Source organism: Amycolatopsis sp. MJM2582 (genome assembly GCF_000754115.1).
GTDB classification, from domain to species: domain Bacteria; phylum Actinomycetota; class Actinomycetes; order Mycobacteriales; family Pseudonocardiaceae; genus Amycolatopsis; species Amycolatopsis japonica.
This window is the reverse complement of sequence record NZ_JPLW01000001.1, coordinates 1,761,608-1,784,849: the sequence shown is the minus strand read 5'-3', so window position 1 is coordinate 1,784,849 and position 23,242 is coordinate 1,761,608. Positions and strand designations below refer to the sequence as shown.

27 protein-coding genes are annotated in these 23,242 nt (G+C 69.2%); 12 read left to right on the top strand and 15 right to left on the bottom strand.

The genetic code is table 11. From position 1 onward, the window contains the following. Positions 1-1,550: acetate--CoA ligase (gene acs, locus ED92_RS08805; RefSeq protein ID WP_037335076.1), on the top strand; the 1,550-nt coding region annotated here is incomplete at its 5' end. Positions 1,551-1,716: 166 nt separating this feature from the next. After that, positions 1,717-2,223 (top strand): DUF6319 family protein, encoded by a 507-nt coding sequence (locus tag ED92_RS08800; protein ID WP_037335074.1) that lies wholly within the window; start codon positions 1,717-1,719, stop codon positions 2,221-2,223. 55 nt (positions 2,224-2,278) lie between these two features. Here ED92_RS08800 and ED92_RS08795 read toward each other — a convergent pair whose 3' ends face one another. Together ED92_RS08795 and ED92_RS08790 are read right to left on the bottom strand one after the other, a co-directional pair. After that, positions 2,279-2,617, bottom strand: a complete 339-nt coding sequence (locus ED92_RS08795) for a cupin domain-containing protein (RefSeq protein WP_037335071.1) — start codon at positions 2,615-2,617, stop codon at positions 2,279-2,281. After that, positions 2,614-3,918: an MFS transporter gene (locus ED92_RS08790; RefSeq protein ID WP_037335069.1), complete on the bottom strand. Its 1,305-nt coding sequence runs from the start codon at positions 3,916-3,918 to the stop codon at positions 2,614-2,616. Before ED92_RS08790 ends, ED92_RS08795 begins: the two co-directional genes overlap by 4 nt. Positions 3,919-4,025: 107 nt before the next feature. Here ED92_RS08790 and ED92_RS08785 point away from each other — a divergent pair, with 107 nt between their 5' ends. Beyond that, complete coding sequence (locus ED92_RS08785) at positions 4,026-4,706, top strand: DUF2848 domain-containing protein (RefSeq protein ID WP_037335066.1); 681 nt, start codon at positions 4,026-4,028, stop codon at positions 4,704-4,706. Here the strand turns inward: ED92_RS08785 and ED92_RS08780 are convergent. Together ED92_RS08780 and ED92_RS08775 are read right to left on the bottom strand one after the other, a co-directional pair. Further along, positions 4,670-5,446 (bottom strand): tRNA(His) guanylyltransferase Thg1 family protein, encoded by a 777-nt coding sequence (locus ED92_RS08780; protein WP_037335064.1) that lies wholly within the window; start codon positions 5,444-5,446, stop codon positions 4,670-4,672. The genes ED92_RS08785 and ED92_RS08780 overlap by 37 nt on opposite strands. A gap of 3 nt (positions 5,447-5,449) precedes the next feature. After that, positions 5,450-5,902, bottom strand: a complete 453-nt coding sequence (locus ED92_RS08775) for an ATP-binding protein (RefSeq protein WP_037335061.1) — start codon at positions 5,900-5,902, stop codon at positions 5,450-5,452. A 112-nt stretch (positions 5,903-6,014) separates the two neighbouring features. Here ED92_RS08775 and ED92_RS08770 point away from each other — a divergent pair, with 112 nt between their 5' ends. Beyond that, positions 6,015-6,734 carry a VIT family protein gene (locus ED92_RS08770; RefSeq protein WP_037335059.1) on the top strand — a complete coding sequence of 240 codons (720 nt, stop codon included), beginning with the start codon at positions 6,015-6,017 and terminating at the stop codon, positions 6,732-6,734. A 160-nt stretch (positions 6,735-6,894) separates the two neighbouring features. Here ED92_RS08770 and ED92_RS08765 read toward each other — a convergent pair whose 3' ends face one another. Continuing rightward, positions 6,895-8,355 (bottom strand): peptide MFS transporter, encoded by a 1,461-nt coding sequence (locus ED92_RS08765; protein ID WP_081975728.1) that lies wholly within the window; start codon positions 8,353-8,355, stop codon positions 6,895-6,897. A gap of 207 nt (positions 8,356-8,562) precedes the next feature. On the opposite strand from ED92_RS08765, the gene nhaA reads away from it, so the two are divergent. Genes nhaA through ED92_RS08745 form a run of 4 tightly spaced genes read left to right on the top strand, consistent with a single transcriptional unit; the run spans position 8,563 to position 11,650 of the window. Next, a complete protein-coding gene (nhaA, locus tag ED92_RS08760) occupies positions 8,563-9,762 on the top strand; it encodes a Na+/H+ antiporter NhaA (protein ID WP_037335056.1) in 1,200 nt (399 codons plus the stop codon). A gap of 51 nt (positions 9,763-9,813) precedes the next feature. After that, positions 9,814-10,308, top strand: a complete 495-nt coding sequence (locus ED92_RS08755; protein ID WP_125733162.1) for a phage holin family protein — start codon at positions 9,814-9,816, stop codon at positions 10,306-10,308. A gap of 14 nt (positions 10,309-10,322) precedes the next feature. Continuing rightward, on the top strand, positions 10,323-11,246 hold the full coding sequence (locus tag ED92_RS08750) for an alpha/beta fold hydrolase (protein ID WP_037335055.1): 924 nt from the start codon (positions 10,323-10,325) through the stop codon (positions 11,244-11,246). Continuing rightward, positions 11,243-11,650, top strand: coding sequence for a DUF1992 domain-containing protein (locus ED92_RS08745; RefSeq protein ID WP_037335052.1), 408 nt, complete (start codon positions 11,243-11,245; stop codon positions 11,648-11,650). The genes ED92_RS08750 and ED92_RS08745 overlap by 4 nt, the downstream gene beginning before the upstream one ends. On the opposite strand, the gene ED92_RS08740 is transcribed toward ED92_RS08745, so the two are convergent. The 4 genes from ED92_RS08740 to nth are packed head-to-tail and all read right to left on the bottom strand — an operon-like array spanning position 11,643 to position 14,814. After that, a complete protein-coding gene (locus ED92_RS08740; protein WP_037335050.1) occupies positions 11,643-12,827 on the bottom strand; it encodes a MarP family serine protease in 1,185 nt (394 codons plus the stop codon). The genes ED92_RS08745 and ED92_RS08740 overlap by 8 nt on opposite strands. Positions 12,828-12,833: 6 nt before the next feature. Then, positions 12,834-13,541, bottom strand: a complete 708-nt coding sequence (locus ED92_RS08735) for a CoA pyrophosphatase (protein ID WP_016337878.1) — start codon at positions 13,539-13,541, stop codon at positions 12,834-12,836. Continuing rightward, positions 13,538-14,134: a TlpA disulfide reductase family protein gene (locus tag ED92_RS08730; RefSeq protein ID WP_037335047.1), complete on the bottom strand. Its 597-nt coding sequence runs from the start codon at positions 14,132-14,134 to the stop codon at positions 13,538-13,540. The genes ED92_RS08735 and ED92_RS08730 overlap by 4 nt, the downstream gene beginning before the upstream one ends. Then, positions 14,131-14,814, bottom strand: coding sequence for an endonuclease III (gene nth / locus ED92_RS08725; protein WP_037335044.1), 684 nt, complete (start codon positions 14,812-14,814; stop codon positions 14,131-14,133). The genes ED92_RS08730 and nth overlap by 4 nt, the downstream gene beginning before the upstream one ends. Before the next feature lie 238 nt (positions 14,815-15,052). Here nth and ED92_RS08720 point away from each other — a divergent pair, with 238 nt between their 5' ends. From ED92_RS08720 to dnaN, 4 genes are all read left to right on the top strand, one after another. Beyond that, a complete protein-coding gene (locus ED92_RS08720; RefSeq protein ID WP_005166943.1) occupies positions 15,053-15,304 on the top strand; it encodes a hypothetical protein in 252 nt (83 codons plus the stop codon). A 160-nt stretch (positions 15,305-15,464) separates the two neighbouring features. Next, positions 15,465-16,139, top strand: a complete 675-nt coding sequence (locus tag ED92_RS08715; RefSeq protein WP_003081747.1) for a Crp/Fnr family transcriptional regulator — start codon at positions 15,465-15,467, stop codon at positions 16,137-16,139. Between the two features lie 474 nt (positions 16,140-16,613). Then, positions 16,614-17,876 (top strand): MFS transporter, encoded by a 1,263-nt coding sequence (locus tag ED92_RS08710; RefSeq protein ID WP_200882684.1) that lies wholly within the window; start codon positions 16,614-16,616, stop codon positions 17,874-17,876. A gap of 9 nt (positions 17,877-17,885) precedes the next feature. Then, the gene (gene dnaN, locus ED92_RS08705; protein WP_037335039.1) at positions 17,886-18,950 is read left to right on the top strand and encodes a DNA polymerase III subunit beta; all 1,065 of its coding nucleotides are present in this window, start codon (positions 17,886-17,888) and stop codon (positions 18,948-18,950) included. 96 nt (positions 18,951-19,046) lie between these two features. Here the strand turns inward: dnaN and ED92_RS08700 are convergent, their stop codons facing one another. The 6 genes from ED92_RS08700 to ED92_RS08675 all read right to left on the bottom strand — a co-directional run bounded on the left by ED92_RS08700 (position 19,047) and on the right by ED92_RS08675 (position 23,238). Next, a complete protein-coding gene (locus tag ED92_RS08700; protein ID WP_034314716.1) occupies positions 19,047-19,298 on the bottom strand; it encodes a glutaredoxin domain-containing protein in 252 nt (83 codons plus the stop codon). Then, on the bottom strand, positions 19,295-20,065 hold the full coding sequence (locus ED92_RS08695) for an MBL fold metallo-hydrolase (RefSeq protein WP_037335035.1): 771 nt from the start codon (positions 20,063-20,065) through the stop codon (positions 19,295-19,297). The genes ED92_RS08700 and ED92_RS08695 overlap by 4 nt, the downstream gene beginning before the upstream one ends. Next, entirely contained in the window at positions 20,062-20,874 is an 813-nt protein-coding gene (locus tag ED92_RS08690) for an NUDIX domain-containing protein (protein WP_037335033.1), read from the bottom strand. Before ED92_RS08690 ends, ED92_RS08695 begins: the two co-directional genes overlap by 4 nt. Positions 20,875-20,963: 89 nt before the next feature. After that, complete coding sequence (locus ED92_RS08685) at positions 20,964-22,115, bottom strand: hypothetical protein (RefSeq protein ID WP_037335031.1); 1,152 nt, start codon at positions 22,113-22,115, stop codon at positions 20,964-20,966. Positions 22,116-22,153: 38 nt separating this feature from the next. Beyond that, positions 22,154-22,783, bottom strand: a complete 630-nt coding sequence (locus ED92_RS08680) for a hypothetical protein (RefSeq protein WP_037335030.1) — start codon at positions 22,781-22,783, stop codon at positions 22,154-22,156. Further along, positions 22,783-23,238: a RidA family protein gene (locus ED92_RS08675; protein WP_037335029.1), complete on the bottom strand. Its 456-nt coding sequence runs from the start codon at positions 23,236-23,238 to the stop codon at positions 22,783-22,785. The genes ED92_RS08680 and ED92_RS08675 overlap by 1 nt, the downstream gene beginning before the upstream one ends. Between the last annotated feature and the right edge of the window lie 4 nt (positions 23,239-23,242).

The following is a 23,242-nucleotide window of genomic DNA, read 5'->3' as shown; positions in this document are numbered from 1 at the left end:
TCCAGATGCCGATGGTGCCCGAAGCGATCGTCGCGATGCTCGCGTGTGCCCGCATCGGCGTCCTGCACAGTGTCGTCTTCGGTGGTTTTTCGCCGACAGCGCTGCGTTCCCGCGTGGACGACCAGGCGGCGCGGATCGTCATCACCACCGACGGCCAGTACCGCCGCGGCAAGGCCGCCCCGATGAAGGTCAATGTCGACGAAGCGCTCGAAGGCGCCGAATCGGTCGAGAAGGTCATCGTCGTCCGCCGCACCGGCGAAGAGGTGCCGATCACCGAAGGCCGCGACATCTGGTGGCACGAACTGGTCGACGGCCAGTCCGCGGAGCACGCGCCGCAGGCGTTCGACTCCGAGCACCCGCTCTTCATCCTCTACACCTCCGGCACCACCGGGAAGCCGAAGGGCATCCTGCACACCTCCGGCGGCTACCTGACCCAGGCCGCGTACACGCACCACAACGTCTTCGACCACAAGGCGGGCGAAGACGTCTACTGGTGCACCGCCGACATCGGCTGGATCACCGGGCACACGTACATCGTGTACGGCCCGCTGGCGAACCGGACGACGCAGGTCGTCTACGAAGGCACGCCGAACACGCCGCACGAGGGCCGGCACTGGGAGATCGTGCAGCAGCACAAGGTCTCCATCTACTACACCGCGCCCACGCTGATCCGCACGTTCATGAAGTGGGGCAACGAGATCCCGCAGAAGTACGACCTCTCGTCGCTGCGCGTGCTCGGCAGCGTCGGCGAGCCGATCAACCCCGAGGCGTGGATCTGGTACCGCGAGAACATCGGCGCGAACTCGGCGCCGATCGTGGACACCTGGTGGCAGACCGAGACCGGCGCGATCATGATCTCGCCGCTGCCGGGCGTCACCGCGACGAAGCCGGGCTCCGCGCAGAAGGCGCTGCCGGGTATCTCGGCGAAGGTCGTCGACGACCAGGGCGTCGAGGTCGGCAAGGGCGGCGGCGGGTACCTGGTGCTCGACAAGCCGTGGCCGGGCATGCTGCGCGGCATCTGGGGCGACGAGCAGCGTTTCCGTGAGACGTACTGGTCCCGCTTCGCCGACCAGGGTTACTACTTCGCCGGAGACGGCGCGAAGTACGACGCCGACGGCGACGTCTGGCTGCTGGGCCGGGTCGACGACGTGATGAACGTGTCCGGGCACCGCATCTCGACCACCGAGGTCGAGTCGGCGCTGGTCTCGCACCCGACGGTCGCCGAGGCCGCCGTCGTCGGCGCGACCGACCCGACCACCGGACAGGGCATCGTCGCGTTCGTCATCCTGCGCGGCAACGCGGTGGATGGTGGCGACGCGGCCGTCCAGGAGCTGCGCAACCACGTCGCGAAGGAGATCGGCCCGATCGCCAAGCCGCGGCAGATCCTGGTCGTGCAGGAGCTGCCGAAGACGCGGTCCGGCAAGATCATGCGACGGCTGCTGCGCGACGTCGCGGAGAACCGCCAGGTCGGCGACGTGACCACGCTGGCCGACTCGTCGGTGATGGACCTGATCTCTTCGGGCCTGAAGTCCGGCAAGTCCGAGGAGTAACCCCACCTCAAGCGCTATGAACGGTCCGTTCCTTGCAAATTTCGCAAGGAACGGACCGTTCATAGCATCCGACACGCCTACCACACCCCGGTTCGCCTCACTCGAACGCCTGTTCTAGGATGTGCCGGGTACCACCCCATACCCGGGCAAGGAGACGACACCGACGATGACCGTGGATGCCTTGACACGCACTGACGCCGTGTCCGAAGAAGCGGCTACCGAAGCGCCCGTCGACTCGACGCCGCAGGCGGAGACCACCTCGGAGACCACCGAAGCCCCGGCCGAGGCCAAGGCCGAGACCCCCGAGGCTTCGAGCACCCCGGAGACCCCCGCCGAAGAAGCCACGGCGGAGTCCCCCAAGCCCAAGCGCGGCCGTCCGAAGGTCGCCACGACGGCGAAGAAGACCCGCACCGTCGAGCTGACCCTCACGGTCACCGGCACCGCCGACGGCGAGTGGCAGGCCGAGCTCAAGAACGGCGCCAAGTGGGTCGCGAAGGGCCTGGAGATCCCGGCCGCCGCCGTGTCCCGCGCCGCCAAGGAGCTGCACGCGGACCTGTCGGGCCCGATCGACGAGGTCATCAACGCCGCCCGCGAGCTGCAGGCCGCGAAGGTGGCTCAGCTCGAAGCCGAGCTGGAGAAGGCGAAGCTGGCGCTGGCCGAGCTGGACGCCTGAGACTTTCCTCCCGACCGGGGCGGACGCTGGATATCAGTGTCCGCCCCGGTTTCTTTCATTCCGCGATCGGCGGCCGTGCGGGCAGCGGGGTCTTGAACTCGACCCACTGACTGTCCACAATGGCCTCGACGCTGTGCGGGACGCCACGCGGGTGGACGATCGTGCCGCCCGCTTCGAGCGTCACTTCCTCACCGTCGAGCGTGCCGCGCAGCGAACCCGAAATCAGGTACACGATGCTGTCGTGATCGTGGCTGTGCACGGGAGAAGCGACGCCCGCCGGATAGTGGATCTCATACGCCAGGCCGCCTTCCGCGGTCGCGAGCGTCCGGAAGCGGCCTTGTCCGCCGATCAGCGACAGACCCTCCACTGTGGACATCGGTGTCCAAGCCGTCATCGCACGGGCTCCACGGCGGCGGCCTCCTCGCGGTCCGGGTCACGGGCGAGCACGACACCGATGATGGTCACCACCGCGGTCACGAGCAAGTAGGCCCCGATCGCGAGCCAGGTGTCGAAACCCGCCAGCAGCGCCGTGAACAGCAGCGGCGCGGGCGCCCCGCCGATCACGCCGGCGAGCGTGTACGCCAGCGAGCTGCCGGTGTAGCGCAGACGCGGCGAGAACTGCTCGGTGACGAGCGCGGCCTGCGGGCCGTAGAGCGCGGCGTGGATGACCAGCGCGAGCACGATGCCGATCGCCAGCATCGCGAACGATCCGCCACTGACCATCGGGAAGAACACGAACGGCCAGATCCCGGCGGCGATGGTCGCGAACAGGTACATCTTGCGCCGGGAGACCCGGTCCGAAAGCGCGCCGAACAGCGGCATCAGGATCAGCTGGAACGCGGAACCGATCATCACCGCGGCCAGCCCGGCACCGCGCGAGAGGTCGGTGTGCGTGGTGACGTAGGTGAGGACGAAGACGGTGAACAGCGCGTAGAGCACGTCCGGGCAGACGCGGATGAGCACGGCCGCGACGAGCGCGCGGCGTTCGGTGCGGAAGACCTCGGAGATCGGCGCCGATGAACGTTCCCCCCGCTCCTGGATCTGCTTGAAGACCGGCGTCTCCTCCAGTTTGAGCCGGATCCACAGCCCGAATCCGACGAGCGCGCCGGACAGCAGGAACGCGATCCGCCAGCCCCAGCTGTTGAACTGATCCTCGGTGAGCAGCGCGGCCAGCACGGCGAGGACACCGTTGGCGAGCAGGTTGCCCGCGGGCGGGCCGATCTGCGCGGCCGAAGCCCAGAAGCCTCGTTTGCCCGGATCGCCGAACTCACTCGACAGCAGGACGGCGCCACCCCATTCGCCGCCGATGCCGACGCCCTGCGCGAACCGCAGCGCCACGAGCAGGACCGCCGCGAAGCCGCCGATCGTCTCGTACGTGGGCAGGACACCGATGAGGAACGTCGCCACGCCGGTGAGCACGAGCGTCATGACCAGGATGCGTTTACGGCCGAGTACGTCGCCGAGGCGGCCGAAGAGGAACCCGCCGAGCGGCCGGGCGAGGTAGCCGACGGCGTAGGTCGAGAACGCCGCCATCGTGCTCGCGAGCTGGTCTTCCGAGGGGAAGAAGAGATGCCCGAAGATCGTCGCGGCCGCCACCGAGTAGGCCGCGAAGTCGTACCACTCGAGCGCGGTTCCCGAGAGGCTGGCCGCGAAGGCCTTGTGCAACGAACGCCGGTCACCGGCTGGTGAGGTCATGTCCACATCCGTCCGTAGGAGGTCCGCAACCCCGCCGGGAGGGGTTGAATTGCGGATATACTCCTTGTATACAAGCTGTATGCGCAACCCCCAATCTCGGAGGACAGATGCCTGAGCTGCGTTTCACCCTTCCCGACGGCCAGGAGCGGCGGACCGAGGTCCACACGCTGCTGAACGCCGGATACGCCGGTCGCAGCCAGGAGGACGTCGCCGCCCACGTGGCCGAACTGGCCGAACTCGGCGTCCCCGCGCCTTCGGTGATCCCGGCGCTCTACCCGGTCGCGCCGTACCTGGCGAGCCAGACCGACGAGGTCCCGGTGCAGCACGAGCGGACCTCCGGCGAGGCCGAATGGGCCCTCGTCATCACCGGCCCCGAGCCCGAGGACGTCCTCCTGACCGCCGCCTGCGACCACACCGACCGCGCGCTCGAAGCGCACGGCGTCGCATGGAGCAAGAACGCCGGCCCCGACGTCCTCGCCGCCAAGGCTTGGCGGCTCGTCGACGTGCAGGACCGGCTCGACGACCTGACGCTGTCCGCCTGGGCCGGGGAAACCCTGATCCAGCAAGGGAAACTCGCCGAACTGCTGCCGCCGTCGTACTGGCTGGACGTGTTGCGCGAACGCGATCTGTACGCCCCCGGCACCGTGCTGATCTCGGGGACGATCCCGATGGTGCATGGCGTCGACCAGTTCGCCGACTCCTGGCGCGTCGAACTGGGCGACCCGGCGACCGGCGAGACGATCGAACTCGCCTACTCCGTGCGGCGGCTGCCCGAACCGATCGGCTGAAGCAACTCGCCGAGGAAGGCGCGATATTCGCCCTTCATCGGCAACTCGCGGTTGACGCGGACGCGGCGGCGGGTCGCGGAGACCTCGACCTCCCGCACCGGGTCGAAACCGGTGCGCTCGTAGGACTCCCAGTACAGCCCGACGCCGCGGCGCTGCCAGGCGGGGACTTCGGCGAAATTGACGCCGTGCGCGAAGAGCAGTTCGTTCTTCTCGGAGACGCCGGCGCCTTCGAGGGCCGCTCCGGCCGCACTCGCCGATTTCCCCGCCTTGCGCAGGATCCAGTAGCACCAGCCGTTGAGCGCGCAGCGGGCCGCGTCCGCCTGACGCCAGGAGAAGTAGTCGACGACGTCGTCCGCCGTCGTGCCGAGCCAGACCCTGCCGTCGAAGTGCGCGGGCACCCCGGCCGCGTGGGTGAACGCGGCCGACGCGACCCCGGCGGAGATCGACACGAGCTTCTCCACGCCCCGGCCGAACAGGTCGGCGGCGGGAGGCAGCACGAGTGAGATCTCGTCGCTTTCCGTGTACACGTAAGGCGAAGCGAACTCCGCCATCAACGCGTTCGCCGCTTCGGCCATGCAGTCGGCGAACCGGGGATCGAACGGTTTCTCGAACCGCGCTTCGGTGAACTTGGAGAAACCCCGGCCGTCGACGCGGAGCACCGTCCAGGCTCCCGGTGGCACGGTCAGCCCGTGGAACCACTCGCGTTCCCGTTGCCGTGCCTCGAAATCACCGGCGTCCATGCCTCACCCCCGCTCCACGACGAAACCGCCTTCACCGTCGAAACCGACGGTGTACAGCTCGTCGAAACCGTCTTCGGCGCTCGGGCGCCGCAGCCGCTTGAGAGTCGCATACAGACCGACGTCGGGCACCCGGGTTTTGCCGCTCCGCCGCGCGTTACGCTCTTGGGAACCTTCGAGATCCGGCGGGAACCAGTACCCCGAGACGCGCGCGCCGTGCCGTCTCGCGACCTCGATCAGCGGCGTCCACTCCTCCGGCGACGGGTTGGTGTTGTCCACGACCACCGAACGGCCTTCTTCGAGTGCCTCGGCGAGCATCCGCAGCTGGCGCCGCTGCCGTTGCTTGGCGTTCGGGAAGTGGTCCTTGCTGAGGTGGACGTGCGTGCCCGCGAACACCCGCCGGAAGAACGTCGACTTCCCGGACGCCTGCAACCCGATCAGGATCACCACCTCTGCCATGTCCGGCAATCTATCCGAAGACTTAGGTAAGGCAATAATGAATAAGGATTGCCTCAATTGACCGAATCGGTTTCCACTCGCCTCGCGCCGTTTTCCGTGTTTCACTGAAACGGTGACCGAGACGGTATCGACCGAACATCCCCACGAACCGCACGCGGATCTGGGCGGCAAACTGAACTGGTTGCGCGCCGGGGTACTCGGCGCGAACGACGGGATCGTGTCGGTGGCGGGCATCGTGGTCGGCGTCGCGGGCGCGACCACCGACTCCACCACGATCGCCACCGCGGGAATCGCGGGGCTCGTCGCGGGCGCGCTTTCGATGGCGGGCGGCGAATACGTCTCCGTGAGCACGCAGCGCGACACCGAACGCGCACAGTTGCGGCTGGAAAAGCGTGAACTGAAAGAGATGCCGGAAGCCGAAGAACGGGAACTCGCGCAAATCTACGAAGGCAAGGGCCTTTCCCCGGAACTGGCCGCCGAGGTCGCCCGCGAACTGACCGAAAAGGACGCGCTGCAGGCGCACGCCGAGGCCGAACTCGGCATCGATCCGGACAATCTGACCAGTCCGTGGCAGGCGGCGTGGGCCTCGCTGGTGGCGTTCACCGTCGGCGCGCTGCTGCCGTTGCTGGCGATCGTGTGGACGTCGACCTCGGCCCGCGTCTGGGCGTGCGCGGCGGCCGTCGTGGTCGGGCTGGCGCTGACCGGGTTCATCAGCGCGAAACTCGGCGACGCCCGCGCGGGCCGCGCGATCGCGCGGAACGTCGGCGTGGGCGCGCTGACGATGCTGGTGACGTACTACGTCGGCGTGCTGTTCGGGACCACCGTCGGCTGACGGCGATCTCGCGTGATCGGAGGGACGACACGCGTGATCAGACGGCGATCTCGCGTGATTGGAGCCGTAAGACAGCGAAAGGGCCCTTCACCGCTTCCTATGCGGTGAAGGGCCCTTTCAGCACCTCCGAGGGTCGCTCGTCAGCGCGGGAAGAAGCGCGTCAGTGAACGCCCTTCATGAGCTTGCGGATCATCGGCGTCGCCACCAGGAGCGCCACACCGACCACGATGGCCACACCGCCGACGATGCTGAAGTACGGCGCTTCGTCGTCGACCGTGTAGTACTCGGCGAGCTTCCCGGACATCGCCGTACCGAGCGAGATCGACAGGAAGTTCAGCGCCACCATCTGCGTCCGGAACGCCTCCGGCGCGAGTTTGGTCGACAGCGAGAGGCCGACCGGCGAAAGCATCAGTTCCGCCATGGTGAACACGAACAGGATGCCGGCCAGCGCGAGCAGCGGGCTCGCGTTCTTGCCGCTGCCGACCATCGGGAGGAACAGCAGGAACGCCACGCCCATGGTGACCGTGCCGAGCACGAACTTGATCGGCGAGGACGGCTGCCGCGAACCGAGTTTCGTCCAGATCGCCGCGATCACCGGCGCGAACAGGATGATGAACACGGGGTTGATCGAGTTGACCCACGCGACCGGCATCTCCCAGCCGAAGATCGTCCGGTTCAGCCGCTCGTCGGTGTAGGCCGCGACCACGGTGAACTGCTGCTGGTACAGCGAGAAGAACGCGGCGCTCGCGATGAACATGGGGATGAACGAGTACACCCGGCTGCGTTCGTCGGAGGTGATCTTCTTGCTGCTGATGATCACCACGAAGTAGATCACCGAGATGACCGCGACGGCCCAGACGACGACGTCGACGAGGTTGCCGGGGTTGATCACGCCGAACACCACGAGCAGCACGATCGCCGTGACACCCACCGCGGTGCCGCCGAAGACCAGCGGCCGCTGCGAGGCGGGCAGCGGGTTGGGGATCTCGCTCGCCTTCTCGCCGAGGTTCTTGCGGCCGATCGTGTACTGGGTCAGGCCGAGCGCCATCCCGAACGCGGCGAGCCCGAAGCCGACGTGGAAGCCGATCTCGCTCTGCGCGAGGCCGGTCAGCAGCGGCCCGACGAAACCGCCGATGTTCACGCCCATGTAGAAGATGGTGAAACCGCCGTCGCGGCGCTCGTCGCCGTCGGCGTACAGCGTCCCGACGATGGCCGTGGCGTTGGACTTCAGCCCGCCACTGCCGACGGCCACGCACACGAGGCCGACGCCGATACCCGCCAGTCCCGGCAGCACGGCGAGGCTGATGTGCCCGATCATGATCAGGATCGCGCTGTAGAACAGCGTCCGTTCGGAGCCGAGCACGCGGTCCGCGACCCAGGCGCCGATCACCGCCGACAGGTAGACCATGCCGCCGTACGCGCCGACGATGCCGAGCGCGGAGGCCTTCGGCAGCGCGAGGCCGCCCTGACTGACTTCGTAGTAGAGGTAGATGGGGAGGATGCCGAGCATCCCGTAGTACGAGAAACGCTCCCACATCTCGACGCCGAAGAGGTTCGCCAGCCCTCGTGGGTGCCCGAAGAACCTCGTGTCTTGCTGGACCTCGGTAGAGGTACTCACCATGCCGTCCTTATCGAAGACATCGTTGTCGGTTTTCAGTTGACATGCTAGAAGCCCAGCATGTGGACGGGACACCGACGTCCGCATGGATCTTGTGGTCGCCGTCATGAACGCGAGATTTCCGCAGCTCCAGGCGTTAAAATGGTGTCAAGGTGCGCCGGGAAGTCTGGTCGGCAACAGTATTCGTCGTTGCCGAAACCGGAGGTTGCCTTGTCCGGACCGAACCGTCCCGCGAAAGTCGTCGTCGCCGAGTTCGCCCGCTATCTCCGCACGGAGACCACCGGCGGAATGATCCTGCTCGGCGCCACCGCGATCGCCCTGTTGTGGGCGAATTCGCCCATTGACGACAGTTACCGCGCCATCCGCGATTTCCGGCTCGGTCCCGAATTCCTGCATCTGAATCTGACGATCGGCGACTGGGCGAAAGACGGCCTGCTCGCGTTGTTCTTCTTCGTCGCGGGACTCGAACTCAAACGCGAACTCGTGGTCGGTGAACTCTCCCGGTTCAAACAGGCGATCCTGCCGGTGGTCGCCGCGGTCGGCGGCATGATCGTGCCTGCCCTGGTCGCGCTTTCCGTGGGCTGGGGAACCCCGGGCATCGAACGCGCGTGGGCCATCCCGGTCGCCACCGACATCGCGTTCGCCCTGGGCGTGCTCGCCCTGACCGCGTCGAACCTGCCGAGCAGCGCGAGGGTCTTCCTGCTCTCGCTCGCGGTGGTCGACGACCTCGGCGCGATCCTGCTCATCGCGATCCTGTTCACCGCGAAGTTCGACCTCGTCGCCGCGGGTGTCGCCGTCGTCGCCCTCGCGCTGTACGCGTACCTGCAGCACCGTCGCGTCCGCAGCGCCTGGATCTACGTGCCGCTGGCCTTGATCACCTGGGTCGCGGTGCATTCGGCGGGCATCCACGCCACCATCGCCGGCGTCGCGCTCGGCCTGCTCACCCGCGTCCGCGCCGACGAGGGCGAGGAGCACCCGCCCGCGATCCGGCTCGAACACCGGTTGCAGCCGTGGTCCGCCGCGGTCGCGGTACCGCTGTTCGCGCTGTTCGCGGCGGGCATCAAGGTGGACAGCGAATCGCTCAGCGCGGTGTTCACCACCGCGTTGCCGCTGGCCGTGCTGATCGGGCTCGTCGGCGGGAAGCTCATCGGGATCTTCGGCGCCAGCCTGCTCGCGGTGAAGTTCAAGCTCGCGGAGAAACCCAGGGGGATGGGCTGGCGGGACATCGGCGCGCTGTCGATGCTCGGCGGCGTCGGGTTCACGGTGAGCCTGCTGATCGCCGATCTCGCGCTCGACGGGGAGGCCGTCGAACTGGCGAAGGCGGCGGTGCTGATCGCCTCGGCCATCGCCTCGCTTTCGGCCGCCGCGATGCTGCTGCACCGCAGCCGCGTGCACGCGCGCGAAGATTGAGAATGCGACACTCGCCGGTCCGCCGCGCCCGTGATCGGGGCACGTGGCACGATGACCGGTGTGAGCAGCCCCAAGCACGAACGTACCGGCCCCGACGGCGTGGGGGCCGTGCCCTACCTCCCCCTGTCGAGCGATGACGACGTGGTAGCGAGCGAGCAGTCCCTCGGGAAACTCGTCGGCGATGCCACACAACACGTCTCGACGCTGATCCGCGCCGAGGTCGAGCTGGCCAAATCCGAGGTCGTCGCGGAGGCGAAGAAGGGCCTCAAGGGCGCCATCTTCTTCCTGGTCGCGCTGGTCGTCGGGCTGTACAGCTCGTTCTTCTTCTTTTTCTTCCTCGGCGAGCTGCTGTCGGAGTGGCTGATGCGCTGGGCGGCGTTCGCGATCGTGTTCGGGCTGATGCTCGCCACGACGGCGGTCGCGGGTTTCCTCGGCTACCGCAAGGTGAAGAAGATCAAGGCGCCCGAGCGCACGATCAACAGCTTCAAGGACACCGCCGCCGCGTTCAAGCCGCGTCATGACGACGCGCCCGCGGACCGCGGCTGACGATCTTCGAGTCGGTGCAGGCGACACCGGATCCGTCGATCGTCCGGATCGACGGCCCGTGGACCCATCGTGACGTCTCGGCGAACGGCATCCGGCTGCACGTCGCCGAACTCGGCGACGGGCCGCTGGTCGTGCTGCTGCACGGGTTCGCCGAGTTCTGGTGGACCTGGCATCACCAGCTGACCGCGCTCGCCGAGGCCGGTTTCCGTGTGGTCGCGGTGGATCTGCGCGGTTACGGCGACTCCGACAAACCCCCGCGCGGCTACGACGCCTGGACCCTCGCGGGCGACGTCGGCGGGCTGATCAAGTCGCTCGGCGCGCGCAAGGCCCATCTCGTCGGGCATGCCTGGGGCGGCATGCTCGCGTGGACGGTCGGCGCGCTGCACCCACGGCTGGTCTCCTCGGTCAGTGTGCTGGGCGGCGCGCATCCGCTGGCGTTGCGCCGCGCCGTCCGGCGGCCGGGACAGCTGCGCGCTTCGGGACATCTGTTCCGCTTCCAGGTGCCGATGGCGCCGGAGAAATGGCTGGTCAAAGACGACGCGCTCGCCGTCGAAGAGCTGTTCCGCGCCTGGTCCGGTCCACAGTGGACGGACACGGCCGAGTTCGCCGAGGCCGTGCGGGCGTTCCGGCAGGCGATGCTCGTGCCGGGAGTGCCGCACAGCGCGCTCGAGTACTACCGATGGGCGTTCCGCGCGCAGTTCCGCGGCGAAGGACGCCGATTCGGCGAAGCGTTGCGAGGCCGCTTCGCGCCCCGCGTGCTGCAGCTGCACGGCGAAGAGGACCGGTGCGTCCTCCCCGACACCGCGGCGGCGTCCCGTCGCTGGGCCCCGGACGCCCGTCTCGAGCGCTGGCCGGGCATCGGGCACTTCCCGCATCTGGAGGCCCCGGACCGCACGTCGGCCGCTTTGCTGGGCTTTTTCCGTACCCTGGACGTATGACCGAGCGCAAACCGACGGGCGTGTCGTTCGAGTCCTGGGTGGACAGGCAGGTCAGCGCGGCCGCCGCGAAGGGCGATTTCGACGACCTTCCCGGCGCGGGGAAACCGCTGCCGAAGACCGGCGGCAAGGACACCGCGCTGGCGTGGGTGGTGAACAAGGTCCGCGCCGAGGGGCACGACGTTTCGGCGCTGCTGCCGCCTTCGCTGGCGATCGCGAAGGAACTCGACGATCTGCCGGACACCTTGGCTCGTGTACGTCGTGAGGCGCGGGTGCGGGAGATCGTCGAGGACCTGAACGAACGGATCCGCGCCGAGCACCGGCGTCCGGCGGGCGGTCCGGTGCTGCGGGCACGGCCGCTGGACGTGGAAGAGGTCGTGACCTCCTGGCGCGAAGCCGCTAGTTAGCGCAAGGCCCGGTCGAGGTGTTCGCGCTCAGCGCCGGAGCCGTCTCGACCACCGGCCGCACCTGCTCCGAAGTCAGCGTGAAGCCGGTCTCCGGATCCTCGACGGCCGCACCGAACACGACTCCGATGACCTCGCCGTCGGGGTTGATCATCGGCCCGCCCGAGTTCCCGCTGCGGACCTGCCCGCGCACGGTGAACACGTCACGCTGCACGGTGTTGGACTCGTAGATGTCCGGTCCGCGCAGGTTGATCCGGCCGCGCACTCTGGCCGGCGTCGCGGTGTACGGGCCATCGAGCGGGTAGCCCAGCACGATCGCGTTGTCGCCCGCGCGGGCGACCCGCGGCGTGAACGGGAGCACCGGGGCCTGCAGCCTCGGCACCGCGAGCACGGCCACGTCGGCCTCGGGATCGAAGTAGACGACCCTGGCCGGGAACTTGCCGGACGTCGACTCGATGGCGACCTCGTCGGTGCCCGCGACCACGTGCGCGTTCGTCATCACCCGCTGCGGCGCGACGACGAAACCGCTGCCCTCCAGCGCCCGCGAGCACGAGGTCGCGTTGCCGCGGATCTTCACCACACTGCGGTGCACCTGTTTGACGATCGCGCTCGCCTGCAGGGCGGTGTCCGGCGGGCTGGTGTCCTCGACGTTCGGCTTCTGGAACGGGTCCACAATGGACGGGAAGCCCGAGGCGTCCAGCAGTTTGCGCAGTTCGCTCGGGAAACCTTGCGCCGCTTCGGGCATGACGTCGTTGACGCCGCCGAGCACGACCGAGCTGTTGATCGACTTCGCCAGCCCCGGCACGCCTGAGACGGCGGTGAGCGGGGTCGCGATCAGCCAGGCGACCACGAACACGACGGCGGCCTGCACCACCGCGCCCAGCGTCTTGTCGACGCCGGAAAGCTTGTCCGGGTTGATCTTCTGCCGCAGCCTCCGGCCGGCCCAGACCCCGAGGGTCTCCCCGAGCGCGACCAGGAACACCACGGTCGCCACCGCGAAGGCGACCTTCGCCGCCGGATGCTGGAAGAGTTCCACGATCAGCGGCGCGATCTTGATCCCCGCGAGCGCGCCGAGCACCACCCCGACCAGCGAGGGGAGGGCGATGATCACCCCCTGGAACGCGCCGGACACGCCCGCCAGCAGTGCGAGCAGGATCACCAGTACGTCGACCCAGTTCACCGGCGCCTACTCCTTCTCCGGCACTTGCCGCCCGTCGACCCGCGCCTGATGTTCGGCCAACGCTACGTCAAGGTCCCGGACGTCGCCGTGGTCCCAGTCCCGTTCCCAGCCGCCGAGCGCCAGCGTCATCGCCAGCAGACCGCCCGTGAAACCCCAGACGAACATCCCGCCGACGTCGAACGCCGGCCCCTTCCAGTCGTAACCCTTGCGCGTGACCTGGAACCGGTTGGCCGGGTCGGTGAGCTCGGCGACCGGCACCCTGGCCACGGCCGCCGTCTCGCCGGGGTCGACGGCGTGCACCGGCGACGGCGTCCGCCAGTAGGCGAGCACCGGCGTCACGGCGAAGCTGGACACCGGGACGAACAGCTCCGGGAACACCGCCACCGGCAGCACACCCGCGGGCTCGACGCCGGTCTCCTCCTCCGCCTCGCGCAACGCGGTGCCGACCGGTCCGCCGTCCTCCGGCTCGGCACCCCCGCCGGGGAAACTGACCTGGCCCGCGTGCGAGCCGAGGGTGTCCGCACGGCGTTGGAGCAGGACGTCCGGCCCCTGCGGGCCTTCGCCGAAGAGCATCAGGACGGACGCGGACCGGTAGCTCGCGTCCGGCGGCACGCTGAACCGGCTGAAGGTGGCCGCGTCGACCTCGCCGCTGATCTTGACCAGCGGTTGCAGCCAGGCGGGCACGGCCTCCGGGTCCACGAGGGGGCCGGTCATGGTGTCCCTTCCACAGCGGCGCGCACCTGGTCAGTGTTCAGGAAGACGCGTGGGTTCTCGATGAGCCGGACGTCGCCGCCCGCCGTGACCAGGTACGTCGCCGGGAGCGAGGAAGGGGCCTTCAGTGCCGTCCGCACGGGCCCCGACTGTCCGTCACCGTCGAACACGGACGGCAGCCGGACACCCAGTTCGGCCAGCATCGCCAGCCCGTCCGCGCCGGAGCTCGCGACCTGGACGAGGAGCACCCGCGCGGCTCCGGGCTGCGCGGCGTACCGCTGGAGCAGCGGGAGCTCGGCCCGGCACGGCTCGCACCACGACGCCCACAGGTTGACCAGCACGGGACCGCCCGAGACCACCTTGGCGAGGTCGACCCTGGAGCCGTCGCCGAGGCACTCGACGTCGACACCACGCAGCTTCGCCACCTCACCGGGCCCAGGCGGCGGGCAAGGGGCGAGCGCGGCCTTCGCCCGCGCGGCCGTGAGATCCCCCGACGTCTTCGCGGGCGCCTGGCCGTCCCGCGTCGTGAGCAACGCGACGATCAGGGCCACCACCAGCACGGCGGCACCGAGGGCCAGTTTGGTGACCCTGGTCACCGGCGGGCCGCCAGATCGAGGATGTGGTCGCGCTCTTCGCCCTTGACCAGCTTCGCGGCCTCTTCGAATTCCGTCGGGCCGGTTCCGTACGAGGGGCACATCTTGGCCAGCGGGCAGGCGCCACAGGCCGGTTTGCGGGCGTGGCAGACCCGGCGGCCGTGGAAGATCGTCCGATGCGAGAGGAGCGTCCACTCCTTGCGCGGGATCAGCTCGCCGACGGCGTGCTCGACCTTGACCGGATCCTCCTCCTCGGTCCAGCCCCAGCGGCGGACCAAGCGCCCGAAATGGGTGTCGACGGTGATCCCGGGGACCCCGAAGGCGTCGCCGAGCACGACGTTGGCCGTCTTGCGGCCGACCCCCGGCAGCGTGACGAGGTCCTTCAGCTTGCCGGGCACTTCGCCGTCGTAGCGCTCCACCAGCGCGGCACCCAGCCCCATGACCGAGTTCGCCTTGGCGCGGAAGAAACCCGTCGGGCGGAGGTACTCCTCGAGTTCGGCGCGGTCGGCGCCGGCGTAGTCCGCGGCGGTCCGGTAGCGCGCGAAGAGCGCGGGCGTGACCTGATTCACGCGGACGTCGGTGGTCTGCGCCGAAAGCACGACCGCGACCAGCAGTTCGAGCGGAGTGGTGAAGTCGAGCTCACAGTGCGCGTCGGGGAACTCGTCGTCGAGGCAACGCTTCATCCGCCTGGCGCGTCTCACCAACGCGAGCCGGCTTTCACCCTTGCCCCCCGCGCGGGGGGCATTGGTGGGGGCAGGAGGCACCCCGATAGCCTACGGGCGCCATCGGACGAGCCAGTGGGAGCATCCCGCCGGTCGACGGCCGACACGCCAGAGCACCACCTCGGCGCTTCGATCGAGGACGCCATGAGCGAGGATCTGGAGTAATGCACAACTTTTCGGAATTCCCTGGGCAGGGCTCATGACCGTCTGGTTCGTCATCCTCGTGCCCCTGGTGATCATGTTCTTCGCGCTGTTCATGGAACGCGTGGAGACCAGGCTCAAGCACGTCGCGGTGCAGGAGAACGAGGTCGAGGAGTTCCTCGAGCAGGCTCAGCCCAACGAGGTCAGGGCCCTTTACGGGCACGGCATCGGGCGCGCCCTCGAGCTTTTCCGGCTGCGCAGGCTGGGCGGGAAGGCGGCCAGGCTTCGCGCGCGACGCGTGCGGAGTTAGGCTCCACGTTCGAGCGAGATCGTTCCCGGCCCGCGCGCGCGTTCGGCGTGCCGACGAGCGATCTCGCGCGCACGACCTAGACTGACGCGAAAAGTGATCGACGACACGGTCCTCGGCAGAATGAGGATCGACGTCGTATCTCGATGAGGAGGCACCCGAGGTGGACGAAACCCTGGCCCGAGCGGGCATTTTCCAGGGTGTTGAGCCGGCAGCCGCCGAGGCGCTGGCACAGACCTTGGAATCCGTGGAGTTCCCTCGCGGGCATGTCATCTTCAACGAGGGTGAACCCGGCGACAAGCTTTACATCATCCAGTCCGGCAAGGTGAAGATCGGCCGCAAGTCACCCGACGGCCGCGAGAACCTGCTGGGCATCTTCGGCCCGTCCGACATGTTCGGCGAGCTGTCCATTTTCGACCCCGGCCCCCGGACGTCCAGCGCGACGACGGTGACCGAGGTCCGCGCGGTGACGATGGACCGCCCGGCGCTGCGGCAGTGGATTTCCACTCGCCCGGAGATCGCCGAGCAGCTGCTCCGGGTGGTCGCCCGCAGGCTGCGCCGGACGAACAACATGGTCGCCGAGCTGATCTTCACCGATGTCCCGGGCCGCGTGGCGCGGGCGCTGCTGCAGCTCGCGCAGCGCTTCGGCAGCCAGGAGGCCGGTCTGCTGCGGGTCACCCACGACCTGACGCAGGAAGAGATCGCCCAGTACGTCGGCGCCTCGCGCGAGACCGTCAACAAGGCTCTCGCCGACTTCGCGCACCGCGGCTGGCTGCGGCTCGAAGGCAAGAGCGTGCTGATCCTGGACCCGGAGCGCCTGGCCCGCCGCGCACGCTAGCCCCGCCCTTCCGATGTGTCATGAAAGGGCCGTTCAGGACGTTTTTCGTCTTGAACGGCCCTTTCATGACATCTGGACCCGGACACAGCGCTAGACACAACGAAGAGCCGGGCGCCACCCCCGACGTGGCGCACCGGCTCTTCGCTGTGCGCGGACCATCCCCCGACGATCCGCGCTCCCCGCCCTCCGGAACAAGGCCCCGACCCGTACGCCGGAGGGAGCTGGAAGCTGTGTGTTTGTCGTACAACCATCCACGGCCATCGGCCGTGAACTCAAGTTCTTTCACTCTCAAGGACGCCATCTGCGTCGATTTGTTGCCCCGAATGACCCAGAATCGACCGACTGTTACCTGATCGTGACGAACCTGGAGGATTCGTGGTCCGTAGTACCCGGATCCGGTGGTGACCAAACTTACCGCCGCAGATCTGGTACTCGCGTACCAAAGTGTTCATACTGGTACGCGTGTCCCAGTCTGTGTCCGCTTCCGCCGAGAGCCACCGCACCTCCCTCGCCGACTACCGCGCCGCGCTGACCGCGCCCGGATCCCGCGGGGCGGTGATCGCGTCGCTGCTCGCCCGCCTGCCGATCGCGATGATCGGTATCTCCGCGCTGCTCTACGTCCAGCGTGAGACGGGCTCCTTCGCCGCGGCCGGACTGGTGTCAGCCGGGTCGCTGGTGGGCGTCTCCGTGGGCGCGGTCGTGCAGGGACGGCTCATCGACCGGTTCGGACCGACGCGGCCGCTGCTGACCACCACGATGCTCTTCGCGCTGGCGATGACCGGGCTGGTGCTCGCGATCGAGGCGCACGCCCCGACGCTCGTGCTGGTCCCGCTGGCCTTCGGCACGGGGATCACGGAACCGATGGTCGGTTCGGCCTCGCGGGCACTGTGGACACGGCTGCTGCCCGCCGGGCCCACGCGCAACGCCGCGTTCTCCTACGAGGCGATCAGCATGGAGGTCTTCTTCATCCTCGGCCCCGGGTTCGCGGGGTTGCTGATCGCCGCGCCGTGGGCGGGCACCGGCATCGTGACCGGCTCGCTGACCATGATCGCGGGCGCGGTCCTGTTCGCGCTGAGCCCGACCGTGCGCGCGTGGGGGCCGTCGCCGTCGACGGGCGGCAAACTGCTCGGCGCGCTGGCCAGCCCCGGGATGCGCACGCTGGCGATCGCCGCGCTGGGCTTCGGCGCGGTGATCGGGTTCGTCGAGGTCGCCGTCCCGGCGGCCGCGACCGAGGCGGGGAACACCTCCATCGGCGGTCTGCTGCTTTCGGCGTGGTCGGTCAGTTCGGTCGCGTTCGGGGTGGCGTACAGCCTGCGCCCGTGGCCGCGTCAGATGGGCCTGCGGCTGCCGGTGCTGCTGGCCGGGTTCGGCGCGCTGGTGGCGCTGCTCGCGCTGCCGGGTTCGCTCTGGGGCCTCGCGCTCGCCATGCTCGCCGCGGGCGCGCTCATCACGCCGCAGTCGACGACGCACTCGGCGGCCATCGAGATCGCCGCGCCGAAGGGCACGGCGGCCGAAGCGTTCGGCTGGGTGCTCACCGCGGTGACCCTCGGCCTCGCGTTCGGGCAGTCGATCAGCGGCTACCTCGTCGAGCACGCCGGGCACGAAGCGGCGTTCCTCGCCGCCGGCGTGGTCGGGTTCGCGCTCGCCGCGGTGGTGTGGCTGCTGCGCGGCACCTTCCGCCCGCAGTCCGCCGCGGCCGCCGCCGAAGCGCCCGAACTTGTCGGTGCCGCCCGCTAGCTTGCGGGCATGGACCTGACCGCCGCCACCCGCCCCCTTTCGTCCGCCGTCTCCGCCGCCGCCCGGCTGCTGTCGGCCCGTTCCGGCCTGCTGCTGCGCGCCGGAAAAGACGGGCTGACCGTCGGCGGCAACGACAGCGAACGAGCCGTCCGCCTGACGGCCGAGGCCATGGTCCACACCGATGGCGAGGTCCTCGTCCCCGCCGGGCCACTGGCGGAGACGCTGCGCATGCTCGAAGACGACCTGGTGCGTTTGGTCGTCGAGGGTTCGCGGCTGGCCGTGCGGGTGGAGGGCGGGCGCTACGCGCTGCCGTTGCTGAGCCGTGAGCTGAACCTCCCGGACATGCCGCCGAAGGTGTCCGAAGTGGACGGTCACGCGCTCGTGACCGCGTTGCGCACCGTCGCGGGCACGGCGGCGAAGGACGACGCGCTGCCGATGTTCACCGGTGTCCGCGTGCAGAGCTTCAGCCGCGAGTTGCGGCTGACGGCGTCCGACCGCTACCGGATGGCCGTGGCCACCCTGCCGCTGCGCTCCGCGGGCGAGCCGATCGACGCACTGGTCCCGGCGGGCCTGCTCGCCGAGACGGCGAAGCAGGCGCGCGGCACAGTGGGCCTGCATGGCGACGGCACCCGATTCGGTCTGAGCTGGGCCGGTGTCGCCGTCACGACCGCCGTACTCGACGCGGGTTTCCTCTCGGAGAAGCTGATCGAATCGTCCACTGTGGACACGACGGTCGAGGTCTCCGCCGACGCGCTGGCCGCCGCCGTGCGCCGCGTCGGCGTCTACGCGGACGATCGCCGGGTGCTGACACTGGAGGTCGGCGACGCGCATCTGCGGCTGGCCAGTGCCAAGCAGAACACCGGGGAGGCCGAGGAAACGCTGAAAGCGGAAGTGTCCGGCGGCCGGACGTCGCCCTCGTTCCAGGCGCGCTACCTGCTGGACGCGCTGCAGGGTTTCGCCGGGGAACGGGTGCGGCTGGACATCCAGCCCGGGATGCGCGCCTGCGTCATCCGCGCGGTGGAGCCGGGCGAGGTGGAGCTGACGTACTACGTGATGCCGATGCTGCCGCGCTGACACCCGGCCCCACGCGGCGCCCGCACCCGAACGCCATGAAAGGTCCTTTCCTTGCAAATTTTGCAAGGAAAGGACCTTTCATAGCACGCTGCGGGGTCAGGCGGAGGCGGCCTTCACCGCGGCCTCGATCTCCCCGAACGAAGGGTTCACCATCGCCTTCGAACCCACGAAGACCGTCGGCACGACCTCGTTCCCGTTCGCCACCGAACGCACGCGGGCGGCGGCGTCCGGGTCCTCCCAGATGTTGACCCGCTTCACCTTGAAGCCGCTCTTCGACAGCGGCCGCTCCAGCGCGGCGCAGAATCCGCATCCGGGGCGCCAGTAGAACTCGACCTCGACGTCACTCATTCGCCGTCCTCCGACCTCAGGTAGTCCAACTGCGCCCGCACACTCCATTCGGCGGGCGCCCACAAAGCCTTGTCGACGTCGGCGTAGACGACCTCGACCACCTGGCGCGGGGTGGCGTCCGCGCCGAGTGTCTCCAGTGCCGAACGCACCTGATCGAGCCGTTCTTCCCGGTGTGCCAGGTATTCGCGCGCGGTCGCGGCCAGATCGGGCAGCTCCGGGCCGTGTCCCGGCAGGCCGACGGTGCCGTCGGGCAGCCCGATGAGCTTCCGCAGCGAACGCAGGTAGTCACCGAGGTCGTGCAGCACGGTGGTGCCGCGGCCGAGGATGGTGTCGCCGGTCAGGATCTGGCCGTCGGACACCAGGCAGATCGAGTCGCCGGTGTGGCCCGGCGTGTGCAGCACCGACAGCCGGACACCGCCCGCCTCGATCACCTCACCGTCCACAAGGGACTTCCCGCCGATGCAGAGCTTCTCGTCGAAGGCCCGCACGGGGGCGCCGACGCGCTCGGCGAACCAGGGCGCGCCCTCGGCGTGGTCGGGGTGATGGTGGGTGAGCACGATCAGCTCGACGGCGCCGGTCTCCGCCAGCCGCGTCAGATGCTCGATGTCCTCGTGACCGGGGTCGACGACCACGGAACCCGACGCGCCGGGCCCGCGCAACACCCAGGAATTGGTGCCCTCCAACGTCATCGACGAAGGATTGTTCTCCAGCAGCACGGAAGTCGTCGGCGTGATCCGGCGCAGCACGCCGTACGCGGGGGCGCTCACGCCGGGTCCAGGATGACTCGGACCTTGTCGCCGTCGCGCACCAGCGTCGGCATGATCTTCGAGATCTCGCGCTCGGCGGCCTGAGCCGCGGCCGCCGACTCGAACTCGCCGAGTTCCGCGAGCGTGAGCCAGGTCGGTGGCATGAGCATGCGGCGGCCTTCCTTGGCATCGGCGATGGCCTCTTCGGGCCGCTGCCAGCCGGAGCTGACGGCTTCGGAGGTGGCGCCGTCCGCCTGCTGGCCCTCGGGCAGCACGGCGACGAAGAAGCAGGTGTCGTAGCGGCGCGGTTCCTGCGGCGGGGTCACCCAGTTCGCCCACGGGCGCAAGAGATCCGCCCGCAGCGTCAGGCCGTTCGCTTCGAGGAAGGCGGCGAGCGAGAGTTCGCGGGAGACCAGCTTTTCGCGGGCGTCGTGATACGGCGTCGTGTCGGTGACGACCGTGTCGCCGGTGCTCGCGAGCAGTACGCCCGACTCTTCGAACGTCTCCCGCACGGCCGCGCACACCAGGGCGCGGGCCAGCGACTCGTCGCAGCCGAAGCGTTCCGCCCACCAGGCGGGCTCCGGCCCGGCCCAGCTCACGGAGGTGTCGACATCGCGGGAATCCACGCCGCCGCCGGGGAAGACCGTCATGCCACCCGCGAAGGGCATGCCCTTCACCCGGTGCTGCAGGAAGACCTCGACGCCTTCGGTGCCGTCGCGGAGGAGGATCACGGTCGCCGCGTCCTTGGGCGTCACGGGCTCGCCGTCGGCGTTGGCGCGGGTGCCCACCCCGGCCCCCACCGGGATGTCGAATGTCAGTTCTTCAGCCACACCCGCAACCTAACACCGCGTTTCGTCCTCTGGTTGCGATCGTTGCGCGTGCAACTACCGCATCCAGAGGACGAAACGCGTGGGACTCGTCAGGACCAGCTAGAGCCGCTGCTGCGCGAAGCGCCGTTCAGCCGGATCTTCGCCGCTTCGGCGCGCTCCCGTTCGGCGAGCTCGGCGTGCAGCTCGCGCAGGAGGGCGCGGTCGCGCTCGCTCAGGCTGGGATCGTCGAGATCGAGAGCGGGCAGCTCGACGACCTCGTGCATGCTCGGCTTGCCCGTGGCGATCTCGCGGCCCTTTTCGGGGTCCTCCTTGAGCGCCTGGCGCAGCTGCGCCACCTCGGCCGGGGTCAGGTCGGCCGTGCGCTCGGCACGGGTCTCCGCCCGCGACTTGCGCGGCGGTGCCGACTCCGACGAAGACGAGGAAGACGTCGTCGTCGCGGGCGCCTGCTGCACGATCGGCACCACCGGCGCGATCGGCTCGGCCGGTTCGTGGCTTCCGCCGCCCACCGGCCGCAGCCCGTGCCTGCTCGGCTGCTCCTTGACCGGCTCGGGAGCCGGGGCGGGAGCGGGCGGCGGAGTCACCGGTTCGGACCGAAAGTCACTGGAGTGGGTACTCCCGGTGACCCAGACAGGACTCGCGGCCGAAGACGCGGCCTGGTGGTACGCGGACCGCGCGACGCCGGGGCCCGCGACCTCGACGACCGAACGGATGCCCGCGCGGCGAAGCGCGGTGTCCACGCGGAACGCGACCGCGGGCGGGTTGCCCTCGGGCCCGATCTCGACCAGGACCACCCGCTGCGGCAGCGCGCCGGGCACACTGCCCGCCGGCGTGTTCCGCCACACCGCGTGCACCGACCGGACGTCCGGCAGCACCTGCAGGGTGCGGTCGAGCGCCTCGGCGAGGCCGAATTCGGGCTGGTTCTCCCCGGTGAACCGGTGGGTGAGCACCGGCTCGTCCTCCTCGACGACCAGCAGGTCGTTCGCGAGGGTGGCGTCGGACCGGCTCATCTCGAGGACGAGCGCGAGTTCACGCTGTTCGGAGGAGCTCACCGGGATCTTCCCCGCGATCAGGGTGCCGGTGGTGAGCTCCACCGCTTCGTCGATGTGCGCACGCGCGATCAGCTCACGCGCTTCGGTCAAAGCACTGTCGTCGATACGACCCGCCAGGGCCAGTAACAGGTTGTGCAGGCGCAGGGGCACCGAGAACCCGTCCATGGGCGGGCCGTCGTGGACCTCCACCATTGCTCTGCTCCCTCCCGGCTCGCCTGGTGGAGCGAGCGTTAAGCGGCGACCAGCCGACTTCCGGTGTCCACCGCGCCCACACAGATCAGCTCGGAGTTGGTGAGCGCGGTGCGGTGATAGCCGGTGAGGTCGATGCTCGGCGGGAGAACCTCGACGCCGGGCTCCTCGTCACCCAGCACGCGCAGGACGCGCTGCAGTTCGCCGGTCAGCCTCGGCAGCTCGTTCGTCGCCGTGACCAGGAGGACTCGTTTCGCCCCACCCTCGCCGACCACACCGAGGTGTCGCCAGCTTTGCCGCACTTCACCCACATCCGGCCGTCCTCGCAACGTCGCGTGGATCAATACGGACACAGAGTCGACGGAGTTCACCCATTCGGGCGCACTCTGCGTGAATGTGTACCTGGTCTCGGTGACGTCGTCTACCCCCAGGGTGGAACTCACCTGATGCCAGTCGGCTCCGTGAGGGATGAGCCCGGCGACTAGCAGGCGATACTCGGTTTGGTCCAGGTCGATCCTGTGCTTAAGCAAAGACCTGGGCAGGGTCCGCGCGAGCGTGCCCATCGCACCTTCGCCCAGCCAGTCACGGAACCGCCACAAGAGCTGGTCCGGCAGCCGTCCGGCCAGCCGGAGCAGGAGCTCGTGCGAGGACCGTTCGATGTCCGGGTCCATCACTTCACCTCCACGATCAGTTCGATCTCGACCGGCGCCCCGATCGGCAGCTCGGCGACGCCGACGGCCGACCGGGCGTGGATGCCCGACTCGCCGAAGATCTCGCCGAGCAGCTCGGACGCCCCGTTGATCACCGCGGGCTGGCCGGTGAAGCCCTCCGCGGACGCCACGAACCCGACGACCTTGACCACCCGCACGACGTTGTCGATGCCGGCGACCGAGTCGACCGCGGCGAGGGCGTTGAGGATCGACGTCCGCGCGTACTGCTTCGCCTCTTCGGGGCTGACCTCGGCGCCGACCTTGCCGGTCGCTTCGAGCTCACCCTTCACGAAGGGCAGCTGCCCGGCCGTGTAGACGTGCGAACCGGTCCGGACCGCGGGCACGTAGGCCGCCAGCGGGGCGGCGACGGCCGGCAGTTCGATACCGAGCTCGGCGAGTCGATCGCTCCAGGTCATGGCT

What these genes read in the sequence shown, in the direction of transcription:
- ED92_RS08800 (WP_037335074.1), top strand. Translation starts at nt 1,717, where the DNA reads ATGACCGTGGATGCCTTGACACGCACTGACGCCGTGTCCGAAGAAGCG.
- ED92_RS08795 (WP_037335071.1), bottom strand. Translation starts at nt 2,617, where the DNA reads ATGACGGCTTGGACACCGATGTCCACAGTGGAGGGTCTGTCGCTGATC.
- ED92_RS08790 (WP_037335069.1), bottom strand. Translation starts at nt 3,918, where the DNA reads ATGACCTCACCAGCCGGTGACCGGCGTTCGTTGCACAAGGCCTTCGCG.
- ED92_RS08785 (WP_037335066.1), top strand. Translation starts at nt 4,026, where the DNA reads ATGCCTGAGCTGCGTTTCACCCTTCCCGACGGCCAGGAGCGGCGGACC.
- ED92_RS08780 (WP_037335064.1), bottom strand. Translation starts at nt 5,446, where the DNA reads ATGGACGCCGGTGATTTCGAGGCACGGCAACGGGAACGCGAGTGGTTC.
- ED92_RS08775 (WP_037335061.1), bottom strand. Translation starts at nt 5,902, where the DNA reads ATGGCAGAGGTGGTGATCCTGATCGGGTTGCAGGCGTCCGGGAAGTCG.
- ED92_RS08765 (WP_081975728.1), bottom strand. Translation starts at nt 8,355, where the DNA reads ATGGTGAGTACCTCTACCGAGGTCCAGCAAGACACGAGGTTCTTCGGG.
- ED92_RS08755 (WP_125733162.1), top strand. Translation starts at nt 9,814, where the DNA reads ATGACCGGTGTGAGCAGCCCCAAGCACGAACGTACCGGCCCCGACGGC.
- ED92_RS08745 (WP_037335052.1), top strand. Translation starts at nt 11,243, where the DNA reads ATGACCGAGCGCAAACCGACGGGCGTGTCGTTCGAGTCCTGGGTGGAC.
- ED92_RS08735 (WP_016337878.1), bottom strand. Translation starts at nt 13,541, where the DNA reads ATGACCGGCCCCCTCGTGGACCCGGAGGCCGTGCCCGCCTGGCTGCAA.
- nth (WP_037335044.1), bottom strand. Translation starts at nt 14,814, where the DNA reads ATGAAGCGTTGCCTCGACGACGAGTTCCCCGACGCGCACTGTGAGCTC.
- ED92_RS08720 (WP_005166943.1), top strand. Translation starts at nt 15,053, where the DNA reads ATGACCGTCTGGTTCGTCATCCTCGTGCCCCTGGTGATCATGTTCTTC.
- dnaN (WP_037335039.1), top strand. Translation starts at nt 17,886, where the DNA reads ATGGACCTGACCGCCGCCACCCGCCCCCTTTCGTCCGCCGTCTCCGCC.
- ED92_RS08700 (WP_034314716.1), bottom strand. Translation starts at nt 19,298, where the DNA reads ATGAGTGACGTCGAGGTCGAGTTCTACTGGCGCCCCGGATGCGGATTC.
- ED92_RS08685 (WP_037335031.1), bottom strand. Translation starts at nt 22,115, where the DNA reads ATGGTGGAGGTCCACGACGGCCCGCCCATGGACGGGTTCTCGGTGCCC.
- ED92_RS08680 (WP_037335030.1), bottom strand. Translation starts at nt 22,783, where the DNA reads ATGGACCCGGACATCGAACGGTCCTCGCACGAGCTCCTGCTCCGGCTG.
- ED92_RS08675 (WP_037335029.1), bottom strand. Translation starts at nt 23,238, where the DNA reads ATGACCTGGAGCGATCGACTCGCCGAGCTCGGTATCGAACTGCCGGCC.